At 63.8% G+C, this 21,298-nt stretch carries 16 protein-coding genes and 1 pseudogene; 11 read left to right on the top strand and 6 right to left on the bottom strand.

What is annotated here, in order from left to right; translation table 11 throughout:
* Window positions 1–132: 132 nt before the first annotated feature.
* On the top strand, window positions 133–882 hold the full coding sequence (locus J1M87_RS18620) for an IclR family transcriptional regulator (RefSeq protein WP_206491035.1): 750 nt from the start codon (window positions 133–135) through the stop codon (window positions 880–882).
* A gap of 116 nt (window positions 883–998) precedes the next feature.
* On the opposite strand, the gene J1M87_RS18615 is transcribed toward J1M87_RS18620, so the two are convergent.
* The gene (locus J1M87_RS18615; RefSeq protein WP_206491034.1) at window positions 999–1,919 is read right to left on the bottom strand and encodes a sterol desaturase family protein; all 921 of its coding nucleotides are present in this window, start codon (window positions 1,917–1,919) and stop codon (window positions 999–1,001) included.
* A gap of 197 nt (window positions 1,920–2,116) precedes the next feature.
* Here J1M87_RS18615 and J1M87_RS18610 point away from each other — a divergent pair, with 197 nt between their 5' ends.
* The 6 genes from J1M87_RS18610 to tgt all read left to right on the top strand — a co-directional run bounded on the left by J1M87_RS18610 (window position 2,117) and on the right by tgt (window position 10,737).
* A complete protein-coding gene (locus J1M87_RS18610) occupies window positions 2,117–2,575 on the top strand; it encodes an Rrf2 family transcriptional regulator (protein WP_206491033.1) in 459 nt (152 codons plus the stop codon).
* Between the two features lie 96 nt (window positions 2,576–2,671).
* Window positions 2,672–3,382: a TetR family transcriptional regulator gene (locus J1M87_RS18605; RefSeq protein ID WP_374222401.1), complete on the top strand. Its 711-nt coding sequence runs from the start codon at window positions 2,672–2,674 to the stop codon at window positions 3,380–3,382.
* A gap of 2 nt (window positions 3,383–3,384) precedes the next feature.
* On the top strand, window positions 3,385–5,688 hold the full coding sequence (locus tag J1M87_RS18600; RefSeq protein ID WP_206491032.1) for an MMPL family transporter: 2,304 nt from the start codon (window positions 3,385–3,387) through the stop codon (window positions 5,686–5,688).
* A gap of 79 nt (window positions 5,689–5,767) precedes the next feature.
* Window positions 5,768–7,501 (top strand): ABC transporter ATP-binding protein, encoded by a 1,734-nt coding sequence (locus tag J1M87_RS18595; RefSeq protein WP_206491031.1) that lies wholly within the window; start codon window positions 5,768–5,770, stop codon window positions 7,499–7,501.
* A gap of 8 nt (window positions 7,502–7,509) precedes the next feature.
* Window positions 7,510–9,450: an ABC transporter ATP-binding protein gene (locus tag J1M87_RS18590; protein WP_206491416.1), complete on the top strand. Its 1,941-nt coding sequence runs from the start codon at window positions 7,510–7,512 to the stop codon at window positions 9,448–9,450.
* Between the two features lie 48 nt (window positions 9,451–9,498).
* Window positions 9,499–10,737, top strand: a complete 1,239-nt coding sequence (tgt, locus tag J1M87_RS18585) for a tRNA guanosine(34) transglycosylase Tgt (protein WP_206491029.1) — start codon at window positions 9,499–9,501, stop codon at window positions 10,735–10,737.
* On the opposite strand, the gene J1M87_RS18580 is transcribed toward tgt, so the two are convergent.
* Window positions 10,724–11,347, bottom strand: coding sequence for a pyridoxamine 5'-phosphate oxidase family protein (locus tag J1M87_RS18580; protein WP_206491415.1), 624 nt, complete (start codon window positions 11,345–11,347; stop codon window positions 10,724–10,726). The two genes, tgt and J1M87_RS18580, sit on opposite strands and share 14 nt — an antisense overlap.
* Before the next feature lie 155 nt (window positions 11,348–11,502).
* Here J1M87_RS18580 and J1M87_RS18575 point away from each other — a divergent pair, with 155 nt between their 5' ends.
* The 3 genes from J1M87_RS18575 to J1M87_RS18565 all read left to right on the top strand — a co-directional run bounded on the left by J1M87_RS18575 (window position 11,503) and on the right by J1M87_RS18565 (window position 17,139).
* Window positions 11,503–15,882, top strand: coding sequence for a non-ribosomal peptide synthetase (locus J1M87_RS18575; protein ID WP_206491028.1), 4,380 nt, complete (start codon window positions 11,503–11,505; stop codon window positions 15,880–15,882).
* A 68-nt stretch (window positions 15,883–15,950) separates the two neighbouring features.
* Window positions 15,951–16,427 (top strand): DUF2231 domain-containing protein, encoded by a 477-nt coding sequence (locus J1M87_RS18570; protein WP_206491026.1) that lies wholly within the window; start codon window positions 15,951–15,953, stop codon window positions 16,425–16,427.
* Window positions 16,420–17,139, top strand: a complete 720-nt coding sequence (locus tag J1M87_RS18565; RefSeq protein ID WP_206491024.1) for a VIT family protein — start codon at window positions 16,420–16,422, stop codon at window positions 17,137–17,139. The genes J1M87_RS18570 and J1M87_RS18565 overlap by 8 nt, the downstream gene beginning before the upstream one ends.
* 9 nt (window positions 17,140–17,148) lie before the next feature.
* On the opposite strand, the gene J1M87_RS18560 is transcribed toward J1M87_RS18565, so the two are convergent.
* Both J1M87_RS18560 and J1M87_RS18555 read right to left on the bottom strand, forming a co-directional pair.
* On the bottom strand, window positions 17,149–18,030 hold the full coding sequence (locus J1M87_RS18560) for a M56 family metallopeptidase (protein ID WP_206491023.1): 882 nt from the start codon (window positions 18,028–18,030) through the stop codon (window positions 17,149–17,151).
* A complete protein-coding gene (locus tag J1M87_RS18555) occupies window positions 18,027–18,404 on the bottom strand; it encodes a BlaI/MecI/CopY family transcriptional regulator (RefSeq protein ID WP_206491021.1) in 378 nt (125 codons plus the stop codon). Before J1M87_RS18555 ends, J1M87_RS18560 begins: the two co-directional genes overlap by 4 nt.
* Before the next feature lie 112 nt (window positions 18,405–18,516).
* Between J1M87_RS18555 and J1M87_RS18550 the strand changes: the two genes are divergently transcribed.
* Window positions 18,517–19,728 (top strand): kynureninase, encoded by a 1,212-nt coding sequence (locus J1M87_RS18550; protein WP_206491019.1) that lies wholly within the window; start codon window positions 18,517–18,519, stop codon window positions 19,726–19,728.
* Window positions 19,729–19,800: 72 nt separating this feature from the next.
* Here the strand turns inward: J1M87_RS18550 and J1M87_RS18545 are convergent, their stop codons facing one another.
* Entirely contained in the window at window positions 19,801–20,544 is a 744-nt protein-coding gene (locus tag J1M87_RS18545) for a queuosine precursor transporter (protein WP_206491018.1), read from the bottom strand.
* A 92-nt stretch (window positions 20,545–20,636) separates the two neighbouring features.
* A pseudogene (locus J1M87_RS18540) lies at window positions 20,637–21,298 on the bottom strand (hypothetical protein); the annotation flags it as partial.

Genomic DNA, 21,298 nt, shown 5'->3' with positions numbered 1-21,298 from the left:
AGTGTTGAAGATCATCATAGTGTTCCGAGTCACTGTGATGTCAACCACCTGATTGCCCACCTGCTGTCGGACTCGCAGGGTGAGGGTTTCTTGCCACAATGGGAGGCGCGCACGGCGACGGAGGAGCAACTCATGGCGGAAAACAACAATCGAGGCAGAACCGTCGAGCGATCGTTGGACATCGTCGACTACGTGAGCACCGTGCGGAGCCCGGTGAAACTGAGCCAGATATCCAGGCAGACCGGTCTTCATCTGGCGACTACGCAACGGTTGGCGACCACGCTCGTCCAGCGGGGGTATCTGAGAGCGTCCGAAGCGGGCTATACCGTGGGTCCATCGGTGCTCTCGCTGGCACGCGCTTTCACTCTCCAAGACCGGCTGAGCGCTGCATCGTTCCCGGTCTTGCAAAGTCTGACCGAGACCACAGGATTGACGTCCTCGATCTATGTACGCACGGGCGATACGCGCGTGCTCACCTGCCGGGTCGAAGCGCCGCACCCGATGCGTTATCAGCTCCCGATCGGACACCGTCTCGAGCTCACCCGCGGCGGCGGAAAGATCTTCTTGGCCTACCTGTCGAGCGAAGAGCTCGATGGCCTGTTACCCGTGGACTCCAACGAGGACTTGGCGGACGGACGTGCTCAGTCCCGCGACGAGCTGGTTCGAGAGCTTCAGGAAATCAGGCACCACGGCTATCATCTGAGCCTGTCCGAACGCCAACTCGGCACCGTCAGCCTCACTGCCCCGATTCGTACGTCCGACGGAGACCTCCCTGGTGCCATCAACATCGTGGCTCACGACGACACGCTTTCGGAGGAGCAGATGATGAACCTTCGTCCCCAACTGATGTCTGCGGCTCGATCCATAGGCGAACACATGTAGCGTCCGGTGCCGACGAGTTCACGACGTGTGCGCCAACGCTTTCGAGTGAGGTCGGGGCACGAGAAACCCACCCGCGGAGGTGCTCTTGTCCGGGGACACGCTCGTCGCCTCGGGAACTATGGACTTTGTGGTCGATCTGAGCCGGCAGTAGCCGGTACTCGTCCGGCCGCAGGCGTCCATCCGGGCGGTCCGAGGAGGTATCCGACGCGTTCTTTCCACGAGTGCGATGCCGCGACATCCCGTGCGATGTTGCGGTATTCGTGTGTCTGAAGGGTCCAGATGTTGAACGTGTCGACGGGTTTGGTGAGTCCGTAGTTCGGCCGCTCGACCTCCTCGGCGTAAGTGCCGAACAGGCGATCCCAGATGATGAGGATGCCGCCGTAGTTCTTGTCGAGATATTGCGGATCGCGACCGTGATGGACGCGGTGATGCGAAGGCGTGTTGAAGACGAACTCGAACGCACGCGGAAGCCTGTCGATGCGCTCGGTGTGCACCCAGAATTGGTAGACGAGGTTGATCGAGAACCCGACGAACACCATCCACGGCGGCATCCCCAGCAGGGGGAGCGGTAGCCACATGATGATCTCGCCGCTGTTGTTCCATTTCTGTCGCAGCGCGGCAGCGAAGTTGAAGTACTCGCTCGAATGGTGGGACTGGTGTGTGGCCCAGATCAGCCGGGTGCGGTGTGCGATGCGGTGGTATCCGTAGAACAACAGGTCGACGCCCAGGATCAGGATCACCCAGGTGTACCAGGCGTCGGCGGGGAGATGCCACGGTGCGACGTAGACGTAGAGGGCCGTGTAGGCCACCAGTCCGAGTGTCTTCCAGAGAGTGGTGGTAGCGATGGACACCAGGCCCATGCTCAGGCTCGAGCGCGCATCCCTGGCGGAATAACTGCCGCGTTCGCCGTCCTCGAGCTTCGCGGCGGCGATCCACTCGATCGCCAGCAGTAGTGCGAACGCGGGGATGGCCAACGCCACGGGGTCACGCAGCGGTTCCGGCAGTGCGTTCCAAGCCGAACTGATCCACTCGTTCATCGAACCCCCGAATAAGCGTGACACGTAAAGGTGAACTGTAACGCAAAATTGGTGATTCTAGGATCGCTGAGTGTCGATTCGTCGTCGTTCGGATGCGGACCTTCCCGCATGTGCCTCCGTGTTGGCTGCTGTGCACGAGATCGACGGCTATCCGGCAGCCGCTCGCTAATTTCCTATCGAAATGATAGGAATCGAGCGTGCACATCACGGCCAAGGCGGACTATGCAGTGCGGACGCTCGTCGAACTCGCCGCCGTCGATGGGGGAGGGCCTGCGAAGGCGGAGGCCCTCGCCGTGGCTCAGGGGATTCCGCACAAGTTTCTCGAATCGGTGCTCTCGGATCTGCGTCGCGCGGACCTGGTGCGCAGTAGAAGGGGACCCGACGGCGGCTACTGGTTGGCGCGGGAAGCGTCGGACATTTCGGTTGCCGATGTGATGAGGGCTATCGATGGACCGTTGGCATCGGTGCGTGGGCAACGGCCCGAGGATGCGGAGTATTCCGGTCCGGCGGAACCATTGACGCGGGTGTGGTTGGCGGTCCGTGCCAATCTGCGTTCGGTCCTCGAATCGGTGTCGCTGGCGGACATCGTCGACGATGATCTGCCGAACTTCGTCAACGAGCTGATCAGCGAACCGGCCGCATGGGCTCGTCGATGAGCTGAGTCACCCCGTACCGTCAGGTGTGACGAGGTCCACAAACTTGCACACTGCTGCAAACTTGCAGAAACGTGCAAGTTCCGTACGTTGGTAACCGTGACTTCCACGCCCGGCCTTCGCGACATGAAGAAGGCAGCCACCCGCGACGCCCTCGGCCAGGCCGCGGTACGTCTCGGCAAGGAACACGGCTTCGACGCAGTCACCGCCGACGCCATCGCGCACGAGGCGGGAGTCTCCACGCGCACGTTCCACAACTACTTCTCCAATAAAGAAGAAGCTGTTCTGCACCACATCGAAGTCTCCGCCCTCGAATGGTTCGAGCTCCTACGATCCAGGCCGTCGACGGAGCCCATCTGGGACTCGTTGCGGCACATAGCAATCAACCTCGTCGTCGACCCAGGACGAGACCTCGGCGACACCTTCGCCGCAGCCCGGCTGGTCGAAGCCAACCCCGCACTCATGGCCCGCAAGCTCGAAATGCACCAGTCACTGACCCGCAAACTGGGCGAAGCCATCGCCGAACGAACCGGCACCGACATCGAAACCGACCTCTACCCGAACCTGCTCCAGATGGCCGTCGGCGGAGCGGTCACAGCAGCACTGAGCATCTGGATGAACGACTCGGCCGGACAAGGACCGACGCCCAAAGCCCTCGTCGAGGACGCCTTCGACCAACTCCGCGCCGGCCTACCCGAACCACAGAGTCGTTCCGCAGGCTCCACTCCTGCGTTATCCGGTCGTTCCGCAGGCTCCACTCCTGCCCCCGAATCTCCCACCCACTCGCCCGAACACAACCGAGGAGCTTGACTGTGGCCACCTACCTCTACCGAATCGGACGATTCGCGTATCGACGCAAAGGCGTAGTCCTCGGACTGTGGCTGGCGATACTGATTCTTGCCGGAGTGGGCGCAGCCACGCTGTCCGGTCCCACCGCCAACTCGTTCTCCATTCCGGGAACACCCGCGCAGGCCGCGCTGGATCTGCAGGCCGAGCGCTTCGGCAGTGCGCAAGACCCACTGACCGCAGTCAGTGCCGAATACGTCTTCCAGGCCCCCGACGGCCAATCGCTCGACACCCCTGCATACATCTCGGCCATGAATGCAACCATCGCCGAGATCGAAAAGGTCGACGCCGCCAAGCCGGCCGAAGGCGCTCCCGCACTGGCGAACCCGGTTGCGGCCAACCAGTCGATCATCGAGCGCTACACCAACGCCGCCGCGGAGGCAGGAACCCCGGCCGACGAGGTGGCAGCCGATGCCGCGGCCACATCGCCACTGAGCCCCGACGGCAATGTCGGCACGGTGACCGTGCCGATCAACGTCGAACTCGCCGATGTCACCGACCAGATCCGCACCCAACTCGACGAAGCGGCCCAGCCCGCACGTGACGCAGGCCTGAAGGTCATCCTCGGCGGAAACGTCGCCCAGGAGAACCCGTCGCCCGGTGGCAGTTCGGAGATCGTGGGCCTCGCCGTCGCGGCAATCGTCCTTCTCATCATGTTCGGCTCCGCAGCCGCGGCCAGCTTGCCGTTGATCACGGCAATAGTCGGTATCGGCATCTCGAGTCTGGCCATCACCACAGCATCCGGATTCGCCAGCCTCACCTCGTTCACCCCGATCCTGGCGATCATGATCGGGCTCGCCGTCGCGATCGACTACTCCCTGTTCATTCTGGCGCGGTATCGACACGAACTCACGCTCACCCACAATCGCGAGGAAGCCGTGGGTCGCGCCGTCGGCACCGCCGGTTCTGCTGTCGTGTTCGCCGGTGCCACCGTCCTCATCGCGCTCGTCGCCCTGCGGGTCGTCGGTATCCCATTCCTGTCCCAGATGGGTCTTGCTGCCGGCTTCGCGGTGTTCGTGGCCGTATTGATCGCGCTGACGTTCCTGCCTGCCATGCTCGGCCTGTACAAAGGCAAGGCCTTCGCAGGCAAGGTCAAATTCGTCAACACCACCGACCCGGAGGACCCGCACGCCGCTCCCACCAACGGTCTGCGGTGGGCTCGATTCCTGGTCAAGAAGCCCGCGCTGGGACTCATCGGCGGAATCGTTCTACTCGGCGTCATCGCGGGCCCGACCACCGGGCTCTCCCTCGCCCTTCCGTCCATCGCCACCGCAGACCCGTCCACGGCTGCTCGCCAGGCCTACGACGTCACCGAGAAGGCATTCGGGCCGGGACGCAACGGGCCACTGCTCGTCATCGCGGACGCATCCGGCGTCGCCGAGGCCGATCGCACTGCATCCTTCGGCAAGGTCGTCGACACCATCACACAACAATCCGACGTCACGAATGCTCAGATCGTGGCCGTCAACCAGGCGGGCGACACAGCCCAGATTCTCGTCACCCCGTCGAGCACACCCAACAGCGACCAGACCAAAGCGCTCGTGGCCAATCTCCGCGATGCGGAGAGCGGATTGCAGCAAAGCGCCGGCGTCTCCTACGGAGTGACCGGCGAGACCGCGATCGGAATCGACATCTCCGAGCGGTTGCAGAGCGCTCTGGTTCCGTACCTGGCCGTGGTCGTCGGCTTGGCGTTCGTGCTGCTGATGCTGGTGTTCCGCTCGATTCTGGTTCCGCTGACGGCAACGCTCGGCTTCCTGCTCAGCGTGCTCGCAACGTTCGGCGCCACGGTTTTCATCTTCCAAGAGGGTGGGCTGGGCCTCGTCTCCAACCCACAGCCGATCGTCAGCTTCATGCCGATCTTCCTCATCGGTGTCGTGTTCGGTCTCGCAATGGACTACCAGGTGTTCCTGGTCTCGCGTATGCGTGAGGAGTTCGTACACGGGGCCGCTGCCAAGGACTCCGTCGTCAACGGCTTCAAGTACGGAGCACGTGTGGTCACCTCGGCCGCAGTCATCATGATCTCGGTGTTCGCCGCGTTCATGGCCGAGCCGGACTCGTTCATCAAGTCCATCGGATTCGCGCTCGCGGCGGCCGTCTTCTTCGACGCGTTCGTCGTGCGGATGGTGCTGATTCCATCGGTGATGGCACTGCTGGGCGACAAGGCCTGGTGGCTGCCGAAGTGGCTGGACAAGATCCTTCCCAACGTCGACATCGAAGGTGCCAAGTTGAAGACGGCTCCGGAGAAGGACTCGGGAGCCGAAGGGGTCTGACCGGTCGGCCGAAGATTACCCGCAACACTCGAAAAACGGAGAGACTGTCATCCATGTGTACGAGTAATCTTCGGCCGTCATGCTGATCCCGCTGTTACGCACGTATCTGGCTCCCTACAAGGTGCCGATCGTCGCGTTGATTCTGCTCCAACTCGTCGCCACGCTGGCGGCACTGTATTTGCCCAGCCTCAACGCCGACATCATCGACAAAGGTGTGACCACCGGGGACACCGGCTACATCCTCTCCGCCGGATCCTTGATGTTGATGGTCTCGGCGGTACAGATCGTCAGCTCGGTAGGTGCAGTGTTCATCGGTGCCCGCACCGCGATGGGAGTCGGACGTGACCTGCGCGGTGCCGTCCTGCATCGCGTCGGGACTTTCTCGGCGCGGGAGGTCGGCCAGTTCGGCGCACCGTCGCTGATCACTCGCAACACCAATGACGTTCAGCAGGTGCAGTTGCTGATCGTCATGGGATTCACCATCGTGGTGATGGCCCCGATCATGTGCGTCGGTGGCATCGTGATGTCGCTGCGCGAGGATCTCGGGTTGTCCTGGGTATTGCTGATCGCTGTGCCCGGGCTCGCGATCTCGATGGGCCTGATCATCGTCAAGATGGTTCCCGCCTTCCGCTCGATGCAGAAGCGCATCGATGCCGTCAACCGTGTTCTGCGTGAACAGATCACCGGAATTCGAGTGGTGCGGGCATTCGTCCGAGAGAAGTTCGAGATCGACCGATTCGGAGCCGCGAACACCGCACTGACCGAAACTGCACTGCGCGTGGGACGACTGATGGCCCTGATGTTTCCGACGGTCATGCTCATCAGCAACGTCACCAGCGTTGCCGTCATCTGGTTCGGCGGCCACGCGATCGACGAGGGCACGATGCAGATCGGCTCTCTCACTGCGCTTCTGAGCTACATCATGCTGATCCTCATGTCGGTGATGATGGCATCGTTCATCGCGATGATGGTGCCCCGCGCTTCGGTGTGTGCCGACCGCATCAGCGAGGTACTCGCCACCGAATCCTCGGTGGTATTGCCCGCCCAGCCCAAGACGTTCGCGTCCTCGCCGGGAACGGTCGAGCTCGTGAACGCCGAATTCTCCTTCCCCGGAGCCGAGTTTCCAGTGCTCAGTGGAGTGCATCTGCGGGCCGAGGCGGGCAAGGTCACTGCCATCATCGGCGGCACCGGATCGGGAAAGTCCACCCTGGTCAACCTGATTCCCCGGCTCATCGACGTCACCGGCGGCGAGGTCCGCGTCGGCGGTGTCGACATTCGTGAACTCGATCTGGATCTGCTGCGATCGGAAATCGGGCTGATTCCACAGAGGCCGTATCTGTTCTCCGGAACCATCGCGAGCAATCTTCGATACGGCAAAGCCGACGCCACCGACGCGGAACTGTGGGAAGCACTCGAGATCGCCCAGGGAGCCGATTTCGTCCGCGCCATGCCCGAAGGGCTGGAAACGCCAGTCGCCCAGGGTGGTACGACGGTCTCCGGTGGTCAGCGGCAACGCCTCGCCATCGCCCGCGCGCTGGTGCGCAGACCCAGCATCTACCTGTTCGACGATTCGTTCTCCGCGCTGGACCTGACCACCGACTCGAGGCTGCGAGCGGCCCTGAAGCCGGTGACCCGAGATGCGTGCATGATCGTTGTTGCCCAACGCGTTTCGACCATCATCGACGCCGATCAGATTCTGGTTCTCGACGACGGAAAGCCGGTAGGTGTGGGTACCCACGACCGATTGATGACCGAGTGCCCCACCTACGCCGAGATCGTCGACTCGCAGCGCGCTGTGGCAGGTGCCCTGTGACCGCGCAGGTGGAGAAGACCGAGGAGAAGCAGGACGCACCCGTAGCCAAGGCGGTCGTGCCCGGTACCAAGGCTCGCGATTTCAAGGGCTCGTTCAAACGACTGCTCGGCCTGCTCGCTCCCGAGCGTGTACTGCTGTCGGTGATGCTCGCCTTCGGTATCGCCAGCACCGTGCTGACCGTCGCGGCGCCCAGCGTGCTCGGGCACGCAACGAACTTGATCTTCAACGGCGTCGTGGGTCGTAGCCTCGAGCCCGGTCAGACGAAAGAGCAAGCGATCGAAGGGCTTCGGGCAGCCGGAAACGACTCCGTTGCCGATCTGGTGTCCGGTATGAACCTCACCCCGGGTGCCGGTATCGATTTCGGTGCCGTCGGAACTGTTCTGATGTGGGTCCTCGCCCTGTACGTGCTCTCGTCGTTGCTGGCCTGGGCGCAGGGCTACATCCTCAACATCGCATTGCAGCGTCGAATCCTGCTGTTGCGGGCCAGCGTCGAAGCCAAGGTGCATCGGCTGCCGCTGAGGTACTTCGACAACAACGCCCGCGGGGAGACGCTCAGTCGCGTCACCAACGACATCGACAACGTCTCGACCAGTCTGCAGCAGACGCTCAGCCAGTTGATCACCGGAATCCTCACCGTGCTGGGCATCCTCGGAGTGATGATCTGGATCTCGCCGCTGCTGGCACTCGTTGCGGTGCTGACCATTCCGGCGTCGTTCGCGGTCACGGCCGTCATCGCGAAACGGTCGCAACCGCACTTCGTCGCGCAGTGGAAGCACACCGGCAAACTGAACGCCCAGATCGAGGAGACCTACACCGGACACGAGCTCGTCAAGGCCTTCGGCCGTCAGGCTGAGGTGGAACGCGAATTCGGAGAGCGCAACGAGAAGCTGTTCCAGTCGAGCTTCCGGGCCCAGTTCATCTCGGGAATGATCATGCCCGTCATCATGTTCCTCGGAAACATCAACTACGTCGTCATCGCGGTCGTCGGCGGACTGCGCGTGGCCTCGGGAACACTCACTCTCGGTGAGGTTCAGGCCTTCATCCAGTACTCGCGTCAGTTCACCCAGCCTCTCACCCAGGTGGGTTCCATGGTGAACCTGATCCAGTCCGGTGTCGCCTCCGTCGAGCGCATCTTCGAGGTGCTCGATGCAGAGGAGGAGGAAGCCGATCCGGTCGATGCGGTGCGGCCGTCCGAGCGCCGAGGACGCGTCGAGTTCGAGAACGTCTCCTTCGGTTACTCCGCAGATCGTCCGTTGATCGAAAATCTGTCGCTCGTCGCCGATCCGGGGCACCTGGTCGCGATCGTCGGCCCGACCGGCGCAGGCAAGACCACCTTGGTCAACCTCATCATGCGGTTCTACGAGATCGATGCGGGCCGAATCACTCTCGACGGCGTCGACACCACGCGAATGACCCGCGAGGAGTTGCGCGCCCGAACCGGGATGGTGCTGCAGGACACCTGGCTGTTCGGTGGGACGATTCGCGACAACATCGCATATGGCGATCCGAGCGCAAGCGAGGAGGAAATCCTCGAGGCTGCACGGGTGAGCTACGTCGACAAATTCGTGCACTCGCTGCCCGATGGGTACGACACCGTCATCGACGAGGAGGGCAACAATGTCAGCGCGGGTGAGAAGCAACTCATCACCATCGCCCGCGCGTTCCTGGCCAAGCCATTGATCCTCATCCTCGACGAGGCCACCAGTTCGGTCGACACTCGTACCGAGCTGTTGGTGCAGAAGGCCACCGCGAAGCTACGCAGTGACCGCACCAGTTTCGTCATCGCGCACCGACTGTCGACCATCCGTGACGCGGACACCATCCTGGTGATGGAGAACGGCAGCATCGTCGAGCAGGGAAGCCACGAACAGTTGATCGAGGCCAAGGGCGCGTACTTCCGGCTGAATGCGGCTGGAGCGGCTTCGCCGCATGTGAGTGGAACCTCGTAGCAGGCTACGAATTTCCGCTCACAAGCGGCGAAGCCGCATACTGACACGGTGAGTTTCTCCAGTTTCGGCTACGACATCGGCACCCGCCTCGACGGTGCGCTCGGGCGCACCGGCACCATCACCACCCCGCACGGGGACATCGCCACCCCGGCGTTCATCGCGGTCGGGACCAAAGCGACCGTCAAGGCGGTGCTGCCCGAGGCGATGAAAGACCTCGGCGTACAGGCGGTCCTCGCCAATGCGTATCACCTGTACCTACAGCCGGGTTCGGACGTCGTCGACGAGGCCGGTGGACTGGGCAAGTTCATGAACTGGGACGGGCCGACGTTCACCGACAGCGGAGGGTTTCAGGTGATGTCTCTCGGTGTCGGGTTCAAGAAGGTCATCTCCATGGACGCCACCCGAGTACAGTCCGACGACGTCATCGCCGAGGGCAAAGAGCGCCTCGCCCACGTCGACGACGACGGTGTGACGTTCAAGTCCCATCTCGACGGCTCGATGCACCGATTCACCCCCGAGGTGTCGATGCAGATTCAGCACCGGCTCGGTGCCGACATCATGTTCGCGTTCGACGAGCTGACCACGCTGATGAATACCCGTGGCTACCAAGAGATGTCGGTCGACCGTACGCAGGCGTGGGCGAAGCGGTGCGTGCTCGAGCACGAACGGCTCACCGTCGAGCGTGCCGACAAGCCGTACCAGGCCTTGTTCGGGGTGGTGCAGGGCGCACAGTACGAGGATCTCCGACGCAAGGCTGCCCGTGATCTCGAAACCATCACCGGCGAAACCGGCCGTGGCTTCGACGGCTACGGGATCGGCGGCGCACTCGAGAAGCAGAATCTCGGCACCATCACCCGCTGGGTGAACGAGGAACTGCCCGAAGACAAGCCGCGGCACATGCTCGGCATCAGCGAGCCGGACGATTTCTTCACTGCCATCGAGAACGGAGCCGACACCTTCGACTGCGTCAATCCCTCACGGGTGGCACGCAATGCGGCGATCTACGTACCCTCGGGCCGCTTCAACATCAACACCGCCAAACATCGTCGCGATTTCACCCCGATCGACGACAGCTGCGACTGCTACACCTGCGCGCACTACACCAAGGCTTATATCCATCACCTGTTCAAGGCCAAGGAGATGCTGGCGTCGACTCTGTGCACCATCCACAACGAGCGATTCACGGTCAAGCTGGTCGACGACATCCGCGCATCGATCGAGCAGGGGCGCTTCGCGGAGTTCAAGTCGGAGTTTCTGGGCCGCTTCTATGCCCCTAAGACTGCGTGAGCCGCGCTTCGAGCTCGGAAATCCGTTGCAGTAGTTCCTGTTCCCGCTCTGCGGCCTTGCGTTGGTACACCTGTGAGAGCTCCGCGAGGTAGTCGGCGTCGTAGCGGGGAATGATGCTGCGGGTGCAGTTCCAGTCGAAAGCCTCGACTGCGATGACGACACTGCGCTCGCAGGTTGCTCCTACGGTGGACTCTCCGAGGTCTTTCAGCCGATCGAGCAACTGCGGATCGTCGGCTGCCTCTACGGTGTGCGCGCGGCCGTAGAGCTTGAGGCGTTGACGCAGAGGATAATTCACCAGAAGCAATGCGACGCGATCGTCGTGATCGAGATTGGCTGCCGTCACGTACTGATGGTTGCCTGCAAAATCCGCGAAGCCCAGCGTGCGGTCATCGAGCACCTGCAGGAACCCCTTCGGGCCACTTCGATACTGAATGTAGGGCCAGCCGGTCTCGGCGACGGTGGCGATCTGAAACTGATCCACGCCGCGAATCAGGGCCTTCTCGCGGGTATCGAGGGGCGTCGGGCCGTCATCGGCTCGCTCGGTCTGGGAGCCGTAGGCGGTGTAGCTGCCATCCTCCCTCTGTCGCGCGATCGCAGCAGGACCGAACATCAGGTGGTGATAATGGTTGCTCGCCGGCACGAGCTCACGATACGACACGGCATGCCCGACTCTGCCCGAGATTGGCGGGCAACGGCATGCCGTTGGAGCCAGGTAGCCTGGTACTACTGGGTATGTAGTAATAGGACCGCCGTGGGGGGACCACCATGTTCGAGGACGCGTTGCCTGTGAGTTCATCCCAGGCCGATATCTGGGTTGCGCAGCAGTTCATGCCGCAGGTCCCCTTCACCATTGCGTACTACGTCGACGTCGTCGGCTCCGTCGACGTCGATGTCCTGGCCGAGTGCGGAAGTAGGGCGCACCGCGAATTCTCCTCCTCGACGCTGCGTATCCACCAAGTCGACGGCACCCCCGTGCAACAGTTCGTGCCACACGAGACCGAGGCGGTGGAAACCCTCGACTTCCGTGAATGCGAGCATCCGGCCGATGCGGCCACCCAGTGGATGAACGAGGACTGCCGAACCCCCTTCTCCATGGACGGGCAACTCGTGCGTCTGCGTATCCTGCGCGTCGCCGAGGATCGCGTGTTCTGGTACACCAGGGCCCATCACATCGCCCTCGACGGGTACGCCTCGATGAAGGTGCTCGAGCGCGCGGCCGCGCTGTATGCCGCCGTGCGCGACGGCGTCGAGCCACCGCAGATCGATCCGACCACCCCAGAGGCTCTTCTCGCCGAAGACGAGCGGTATCGCAGCTCCAGCCGCGCCCGACGCGACCAGGCTCACTGGGAGTCCACTGACCTGGGATATACCGAGTCGCTGGGTCGGTCGACTCAGCCGGCATCGGTGCCCATCGTCGTCGGCGAGGATCGATCGATCGCCCTCACCGCACCGGGCGCGGCCCGACACGCGACCTCGACGGTGGTGATCGCGGCGTTCGCGGCGTATCTCGCACGCATCAACGACACCGATGACGTGGATCTGTCGTTGCCGGTCTCGGCACGTCCGACAGCGGTACTACGCCGAGCCGGGTCCTCGTTGTCCAATGTCGTGCCGCTGCGACTGCCGGGCGTCGGTTCGGCAACGGTGAACAGCGCGGTGAAGGCGACGGAAGTGGCGATCGGCGGGGTGCTTCGGCATCAGCGCAGCAGGCCGCCCGCGTCGACGAGCGGAAATGCGCTGCATGCGGGCCGCTTCGGTCCGACGATCAACGTGATGATGTTCGCCAACACCGTGACGATCGGCGAGTTCGACGGAGAAATCGACATTCTGACCACGGGGCCGGTATCGGACCTTGCCGTCAACATCTACCCCGGCCGGAGCGGAGCGCGGCCGCGCATCGATTTCGAGGCCAACCCGGCCGTGTACACACGCGACGACCTCGCTCGCCATCACGATCGGTTCCTGCACTTCCTCGATCGATTCTCCGAAGCCGGACGCGGCGATACTGCGGTGGCAGAGCTCGATCTGTTCCTGCCGGACGAACCGCGTACGGTGCCTGCATCGGTGGGAGTGACCGTCACGGAGCGGGGATCGCTGAACGAGGTGTTCGATGCGGCCGTCGTGCAGCACGGCAACCGAGTTGCCGTTCACGATGCCGAGGTCGCGGTGACCTACCAGGAGTTGGCCGCGAAGGTCGACGCACTGGCGGGCACGTTGCGGCAGCGAGGAATCGGCGTCGAGGATCCGGTCGCGGTGCGCGTCGGCCGATCCGTGGCCGGGATAGTCGCGTTCTGGGCGATCGCACGAGTGGGCGCGGTCTACATCCCGGTCGACCCGAACCACCCCCGTGAGCGCGCGCTGTACATGCTGAGCGACTCCGCACCGGTCCTGGGATTGTGCTCTGCAGGAGACGAACTGGGTGACCTGGAGTGGCTGCACCTCGAGGACGTGGTCGACGCGGGCGCCCCGAACCACCCTGCGATATCGGCACCGCATCGGGCGGCATATGTCATCTACACCTCCGGATCCACGGGCACGCCCAAAGGGGTCGTCGTCACCCACGACGGAATCGATGCTCTGGTGCAACAGATTCGGAGCAGCTACCACCTGCAGGCACAGTCGCGGGTCTGTCATCTCGCCTCGCCGGGATTCGATACCGCGGTGGTGGAGGTGCTCGCCGCTGCGACGGCGGGTGTAGCCGTGGTGCTCGCGCCGGCCGGTAGCTACGGCGGCACCGAGCTGACCGAACTTGTTGCCCAGCAGTCTGTTACGCATCTGTTGATCACCCCCTCGGCGTTGGCGACGATGGATCCCGCTGCGCTCGGTGGTGTCGGCACCATCATCATCGGCGGTGAGGCCGCCCCGCAGGACACCGTCGACCGGTGGTCGCAGGGCCGCCGACTCCTCAACGCCTACGGACCCACCGAAACGACCTGCAGCGTCACGATGACCGCCCCGCTGCACCAGGGCAGCAACGCCGGAATCGGTCGCGCGATGGTAGGCGCGGTGATTCACCTGCTCGATCGTGCTCTGCGGCCGGTCCCGGTGGGAGCAGTGGGAGAAATCTACATCGAGACCCCCGGCGTTGCCCGTGGCTACCTCGGCCGCACCGCCGATACTGCGGCCCGCTTCGTCGCACACCCTTTCGGCAGCAGCGGGCTTCGGATCTTCCGCAGCGGGGATCGGGCGCGGATACGCGCAGACGGAACGCTGGAATTTCTGGGCCGCACCGACGATCAGGTCAAGATCCGCGGAAATCGCGTCGAACTGGGGGAGGTCGACGCAGCTCTGCGCGCTCATCCCGAGGTCCGCGCGGCGTCCTCGTCCCTGCGCCGCAGTCGCACCGGCGATCTGCGCATCGACGGGTACATCGTTCCCGCGCACATCGACACGGTGCTCGACACAGAGCAGATCCGCAACGATCTCAGGGATCGGTTACCGGCCCACATGGTGCCCTCGACCATCTCGGTTCTGGACGAGATTCCGCTGACCATCAACCGGAAGATCGATCGCGCCGCGCTTCCTGCTCCTGACCTGTCCAGCCCGCCCGCAGGTCCTCGAACCGAACCGTCCGGTGCCACCCAGCAGATGGTGGCGGCAGCGTTCGCTCGCGTACTGGGGACGGATGAGATCGATTGCGCCAGATCGTTCTTCGATCTCGGGGGTGACTCGCTGGCGGCGACAAGGGTTGTCGCGTCGATGCGTTCGGACCACGCGGTGGATATCGGTGTGCGAGACCTCGCGCAGGCCCCGTCCGTTCAGGCCCTGGCGGCACGGATCGACGAACGGAGCCTTCTGGGGGCGCACCGGAATTCGCGTCCCGAGAGTGGGATGGCGGCCGGAGCCGAGGTGGTTCCGCTCGCTCCACAGCAGCGCTACATCGATCGAAGCGCACGGTTACCGCTGTACAACCTGCCGTTCACGGTCTCGATTGTCGGGGCGTTCGATCTCGAGGCAGCATCGCAGGCCCTGGTCGATCTGATCGATCGGCACCGTACGTTGCGTACCCGCTACCCGGATGTCGACGGTGTTCCGGTGCAGGTGCTCGAGGTGGATCCCGTTGTGGCGGCACCGAATCTGAGCGTTGTCGATACAGGTGATGTCACGATGGCGCAGGTCCTCGAGCTACCCTTCGATGTGCGTACCGAGTTCCCGATCCGAGCTCGGCTGTTCGCTGTTGCCTCGGATCAGTACGTGCTCGCGTGCGCCGTTCACCACAGTGCGGCGGACGGCTGGTCGCTGGGGCTGTTGGCATCGGACTTCGTGCTGGCGTATCACGCCAGAACGGTGGGGGAGGCTCCGTCGTGGTCCGAATTGCCGCTGCAGTACGCCGATTACAGCGTCTGGGCTGCCGAGCGGGACAGCACCGAAGCACTGGATTTCTGGCGCGCAGAATTGGCCGGTGTGCCCGGCGATACCGAGCTGCCGCTCGACCACGAGCGCGGGGCGCAGTGGGATCACTCGGGCGCCCGCACTGTACTGCGCCTCGACCGGTCGACCGGTGCAGCGATGGATCATCTCGCGCAGCGTTGTGGGACAGGGCGGTTCACGGTACTGCGTGCAGCCTTGTTGATTCTGCTTGCGGAGCAGACGGAGGCCACCGATATCGTCATCGGAACTCCGGTTGCCGGTCGCGACGATCCGAGGCTCGAACAACTCGTCGGTACCTTCACCAACACCGTGGCGATTCGGACCGACATCGCAGCCGCGACGACCGTCGAGGACGTCGTGCGGTTGGCTCGCGCGAGTGAACTGCGGGCTTTCGATCACGCATCGGTGCCGTTCGAGGCGGTCGCCGCCGATCTCGCTCCCGAGTCGCAGAATTCGCGGCACCCGATCTTCCAGGTGGCGCTGTCGCTGGACGTCTTCACGGCCGCGAGCTTCGACCTCGGGGACGCTCACTTCGAGGTCGCGCCGAGGCCGATCGATATCGCCAAGTGCGATCTCCACGTGCACGTCACCGAACACCGAGACAGGGAAGGCAAGCCTACCGAGACCGGTATCGACATCGTCTATCCCACAACACTGTTCGAACCGAGCACCGTTGCCGCGTTCGGGCATCGCATGGAGCAGATCGTGCACGCGATGGTGGCAGCACCTGAGGTGCCGTGGCGGAATTCGGCTGCGTCGGAACCATCGGCGTAACTACTACACGATGTGTAGCATGGCCGATGCGTGATGTGCACGCGACTTCGAATCCAGCGGGAGAACGCATGTCCACCATCAACGGCCTTCCGGCCCACATCCTTCTGGTCCATTTCATCGTGGTGCTGGCACCACTGACCGCGATCCTGGCTATCGCGGCCAGTATCTGGTCCGGAGTGCGCACCAGGCTCGTCTGGCTCATCGCGGCCCTGGCGCTGATCACCGTGGTGTTGACGCCGCTGACGACCGACGCCGGTGAGTGGTTGGAAAAGCGCGTCCCCAAGACCGAAGCAGTCGAGCAGCACACCGAGATCGGTGATTCGATGGTCTACTTCTCCATCGGTCTCGTGGTCGTCGCCGCCCTGCTCGTGTTCGTGCATCTGCGTGAGCGTCGCGGCAACCCGCCCGTCCGGTGGCAGTCGATTGGGGTGGTGGTGTTGGCAGTGCTGATCGGAGCGGCCACAATCATCCAGGTGTACAGAATTGGAGAGTCCGGCGCACGTGCGGCCTGGGACGACGTGTCGGCAACGGCCCACCATGAGTGATGCCGAGTCGAGCCTGCACGATCACGAGCCCCACGGAGATCTGTCAGGTCGGCTGAACTGGCTGCGCGCCGGGGTGTTGGGTGCCAACGACGGCATCGTCTCCACCGCCGGTCTGGTCGTCGGTGTCGCCGCCGTCACCACCGACCGCGGTTCGCTGTTCGCGGCCGGCCTCGCGGGGCTCGTGGCGGGTGCGGTGTCGATGGCACTCGGCGAGTACGTCTCGGTGAGTACTCAGCGCGACGCCGAGCGTTCGCTGTTGATCAAGGAACGTCGAGAGCTCGAAGAGCAACCCGAGGAGGAACTGGCCGAGCTCGCGGCACTGTACGAGGCCAAAGGTCTGTCGGCCGACACCGCCCAGATCGTCGCTCGCGAACTCACCGACCACGATCCGTTTGCCGCACACGTGGACATCGAGTTGGGGATCGACCCGGATGCGTTGACCAATCCGTGGCAGGCGGCAGGCTCGTCCGCGGTGTCGTTCGTCAGCGGTGCGTTGCTGCCGCTGCTGTCGATTCTGCTGCTACCCGCTTCGCTGCGCGTTCCCGTGACGTTCGTCGTGGTTCTGCTGGCGCTGGCACTGACCGGAAGCATCAGCGCGCGTCTCGGCGGCGCGCCGAGTCGGCCGGCGATGACCCGTGTCGTCATCGGTGGCGCCATCGCGATGGCCGTTACGTACGCGATCGGCCATCTGGCGGGTGTCGCGGGTCTCTGATCGGGAGGATCAGCGAAAGATCGACGTGGGAGTTTCGCCGAACTCCGGTGCCACCACGTCCTGAACGACGTCGAACAACGCCGTGGAGATCACGGTGAAGGCGAGGATCAACACCAGCCCGGCCGCGAGGATCCCGCGGTCGGGGCGACGGTGTGGTGGTTCGCTGAGTGCTTGCACGCGACGCACCACGTCGCCTCCGGTACTGGCGAGCGCCCGCGATTCCCGGTCGAGATGGGCACGCAGCAGAGCCGTTCTGGCAACGGCAGACAACGTGTCCTGACGGCCCAGTGCCGCCGCGCTCTCGTCTGCCTGCCGCTCGGCTGCATGCCGCACGGTCGCGGTGACCGGACGCAGAATCGGATCGAAATACGATGCGATCTCGCACATCTGGATCCACACGCTGTGACGGTGCCTCAGGTGGGCACGCTCGTGTTCGATCACTGCGCGAAGTTCGTTGTCCGACAGTGCCTTCACCAGACTGGTGGTGATCACGACGGCTCCGCCGCCGGACGGAACGGCGAAGGCATCGGGAACCTCGGTCTCGACCACGACGATGCCCCCGGTCGCTCGCGCCTCGGTACCGAACTCCGACGCGATGGACGCGCCCACCGCGACGCGTCGAACATGGCGAGCCACCTCGGCCGAACGCCACAGGATCCACCCGGAGACGGCCACACCCAACGACACCCGGACGATCTCGCCCGACGCCAGCAGGACTGCCGCGAGCGCAGCCGCGGACGCTGCCACCGAGAAGGCGGTGACCGCGGACAGAATCGGCAGCAGAACCACGGCGGTGGAGGGATTGAGGCGGCGATCGATTCGAGAGGTTCCCGATCCGAGCAGCAGTGACAGCACCCACGGCAGCACGGCAATGATCACGAGCAGCGTCATCGATGCGGCTCGGTCGATTGTGTCTTCGCCAGCAACTCCCGCAGCGTGGCCTCGTCCTCTGGGTCGAGTGAGGCAACGAAGCTGGCCAGGACATCGGCGCGCTCGGCTCTGGCACCGAGTTCGGTGCGCATTCGCATCGCGGCCCGAAGCGCCGGGATGTCGCGAACGGGGGCGTTGAGGCTGTAGACGAAAGACCGCCCTCGCCGCTCGCGATCGACCAGGCCTTTGCCGTGCAGCCGCACCAGCGCCGTCATGACCGTGGTGTGGGCTAGATCGGATCCGAGAAGCTCGCGGGCCTGTGCCACGGCCAGTTCCGTGTGCTCACCGAGCAACCCGAGGATCGACTCCTCCAACTGTCCGGACGCTCTACGCACTTCGATTCCTCACTCGATCCGACTACTTCGAGGATAGGCCACGAAGACTGCGCCGTCGCACATGAGCGCGAGGCATGCTGAAGAGGTATTCGAGAGAACGGAAAGCCGGACGATGACAGACAGCGCACTCGAGCTCGACAACGCAGATCCGCTCCGCAGCTACCGCGACAAGTTTCTCGGTAGTGACGACCCGTCGATCACTGCGTACCTCGACGGCAACTCGCTGGGCCGACCGACCAAGGCCAGCGTCGAACGTATCAACGCCTTCATGACGCAGGACTGGGGCGGACGCCTCATTCGCGGCTGGGACGAACAGTGGTTCGATCTGCCCGTCACCATCGGCGACGCACTGGCGGACGCGACGCTCGGAGCCGCCCCGGGGCAGACGACGATCGGCGATTCGACGACGGTACTGCTCTACAAGCTCGCGCGTGCGGCCATCGACATGCGACCGGGCCGCACCGAGATCGTCATCGATCGGGACAACTTCCCGACCGATCGATACCTGCTCGAAGGCATTGCAGCGGAGAAGAACATGACCCTGCGGTGGATCGAGACGGACCGCCGCGGTGGCGTCACGCCGGAACAACTCGCGGAGGTGGTGGGCGAGAACACTGCACTGGCGGTCATCACCCACGTCGCCTACCGATCCGGTTTCCTCGTCGATGTGGCCGAGGCGACACGCATCGCGCATGCGGCACGCGCGCTGTTGCTGGTGGACGTGTGTCACTCGGTTGGTTCCGTGCCGCTCGAACTCGATTCTTGGGGAGTGGATCTGGCCGTCGGCTGCACCTACAAGTACCTCAACGGCGGCCCCGGTTCGCCGGCTTTCGCGTACGTGCGCGGCGACCTTCTGGGCGATTTCGTCCAGCCGATCTGGGGGTGGATGGGCCGGGCCGATCCGTTCGAGATGGCGCAGGGCTACGTTCCGTCGCAGGGGATTCGACGCGTCATCAGTGGGACACCGTCGGTGTTCGGCATGATCGCGATGCAGGACACCATCGAGATGATCGCGGAGGTGGGGATGGACGCGATACGCGCGAAGTCCGTTGCGCTCACCGAATACGCCCTCGAACTCGTACGCGAGATGCTGGTTCCGCTCGGGGTGGAGATCGCCTCACCGGAGGATTCGGCGAGGCGCGGCGGTCATGTCACCATCGATCATCCGGACTTCAAGGCGATCACCGCTCGTCTGTGGGAGCAGGGGGTCATTCCGGATTTCCGAGCGCCACAGGGCATTCGCCTGGGCTTGAGTCCGTTGAGCACCTCGTACCGCGAGGTGTATCTGGGTATCGAGGCGATCCGCGACGAGCTCCGGGCGTGATACCGCGGGAGTGTTTCGCCTCGCCCCGGACCGCCTCGACTGTCGGGACGGTCCGGGATCGTGCTCGCAGGTCTAGCTGTCGATGTACGACGGCTCGCGCTTCTTGATGTACGAGATGACGCGGTACGTGATCGGCATGACGATGACCTCGGCCAGGGTCTTCCAGAGGAATCCGACGATGACGTAGTTCACGAAATCCGCCCAGGTGCTGATGCCGATGACTCCGGCCGCGATGGAGCAGAAGATCAGGGTGTCGAAGAATTCGCCGACGATGGTCGAGCCGATCAGGCGCGCCCACAGGTGCTTTTCCTTGGTGCGTTCCTTGATCTTGACCAGGACGACGGAGTTGAGGAGCTGCCCGACGGTATAGCCGGCGAGACCGGCGAGAACGAGTCGCGGCACCACGCCGACGACGCTCTCGAGGGCGGCCTGGTTCTCGTAGAACGAGGCGGCGGGAAGTTCGATGGCGATCCAGAAGCACACGGAGGTGAGCAGCAGGGATCCGAAACCGAGGTAGATCGCGCGGCGCGTGGCTTTGAAGCCGTACACCTCGCTGAGCACATCGCCGAGGATGTAGGCGAGAGGAAACAGGAAGAATGCGCCGTCGGTGTTGATCGGCAGGATCTGGAACGGTCCGAGTGTGAGGTCGGACGAGGCGAAGAAGGCGACACCTTTGCTGGCGGCCACGTTCGAGATCAGCAGCGTCGCGACGAAGAGCGCGACGATGGTGGGGTAGTAACCCCGGCTGATGTGAGCGAACGTGGCCTGCCCAGACTCTGGGCCGCCGTCTGGGGCGGTGTGTTGGGTAGTAGTCACCTCCCGATCCAAGCACCGACCGGGCGATGGGCGCGAATCCCCGGTGAGGGATGCGCGCCCATCGAGGCGGATCTCAGGTCAGCAGGTAGGGATCAGGCGACGTGTCCGTTCACGGTGACGCGGTAGGCGTAGGTGCCGGCGATGGCCGTGATCGGAACGGTGACCAGCAGACCGATGCCGATCAGCAAGAGACCGACAATGTTGATTCCGACCAGGGCGAGCGCGAGAACGAAGAGGGTTCCGGCATTCGACGCGATCGCCTGAGCGCTCGCCTTGATTGCGGGGATCGGCTCGTCGCCGCGGTCGATGACGAACTGGAAAGTCCACCACGTGAAGAACGTGATGATGATGCCGGGGATGATCAGCAGGACGAAGCCGATGCCGGTTGCGATGCCGACGAGGACGCCTGCGATGACGACGGATGCGACATTGCCGAACTGGAAGAACGATCCGAACGCGGGCTTGACTCCGTCCACCTCGTGCAGAGCGCCGCGGACGAGAGCCGCCTGAATGAGCAGTGATACGACGCCGATGATGGCACCGAAGATCAAGCTGACGAAGAAGCTGTCCGAGCGCAACACGAAGCGCAGGACGGCCTGGATGATCGCGGCGACGATGAGGATACCGACCCATACGAGGGCGTTCTGCCAGAATTTCTGCCAGCCGTAGCTGATGGCCGATCCCACGGACAACTGCGTGGGCATCGGCGAATTACCGTACGCCGGCGGTGGCGGTGGGTAGTTGCCCTGTGGGG

The sequence above is a fragment of the Rhodococcus sp. KRD162 genome (assembly GCF_017168335.1).
Lineage (GTDB): Bacteria > Actinomycetota > Actinomycetes > Mycobacteriales > Mycobacteriaceae > Rhodococcoides.
This window is presented reverse-complemented; position numbering and strand designations above follow the sequence as displayed.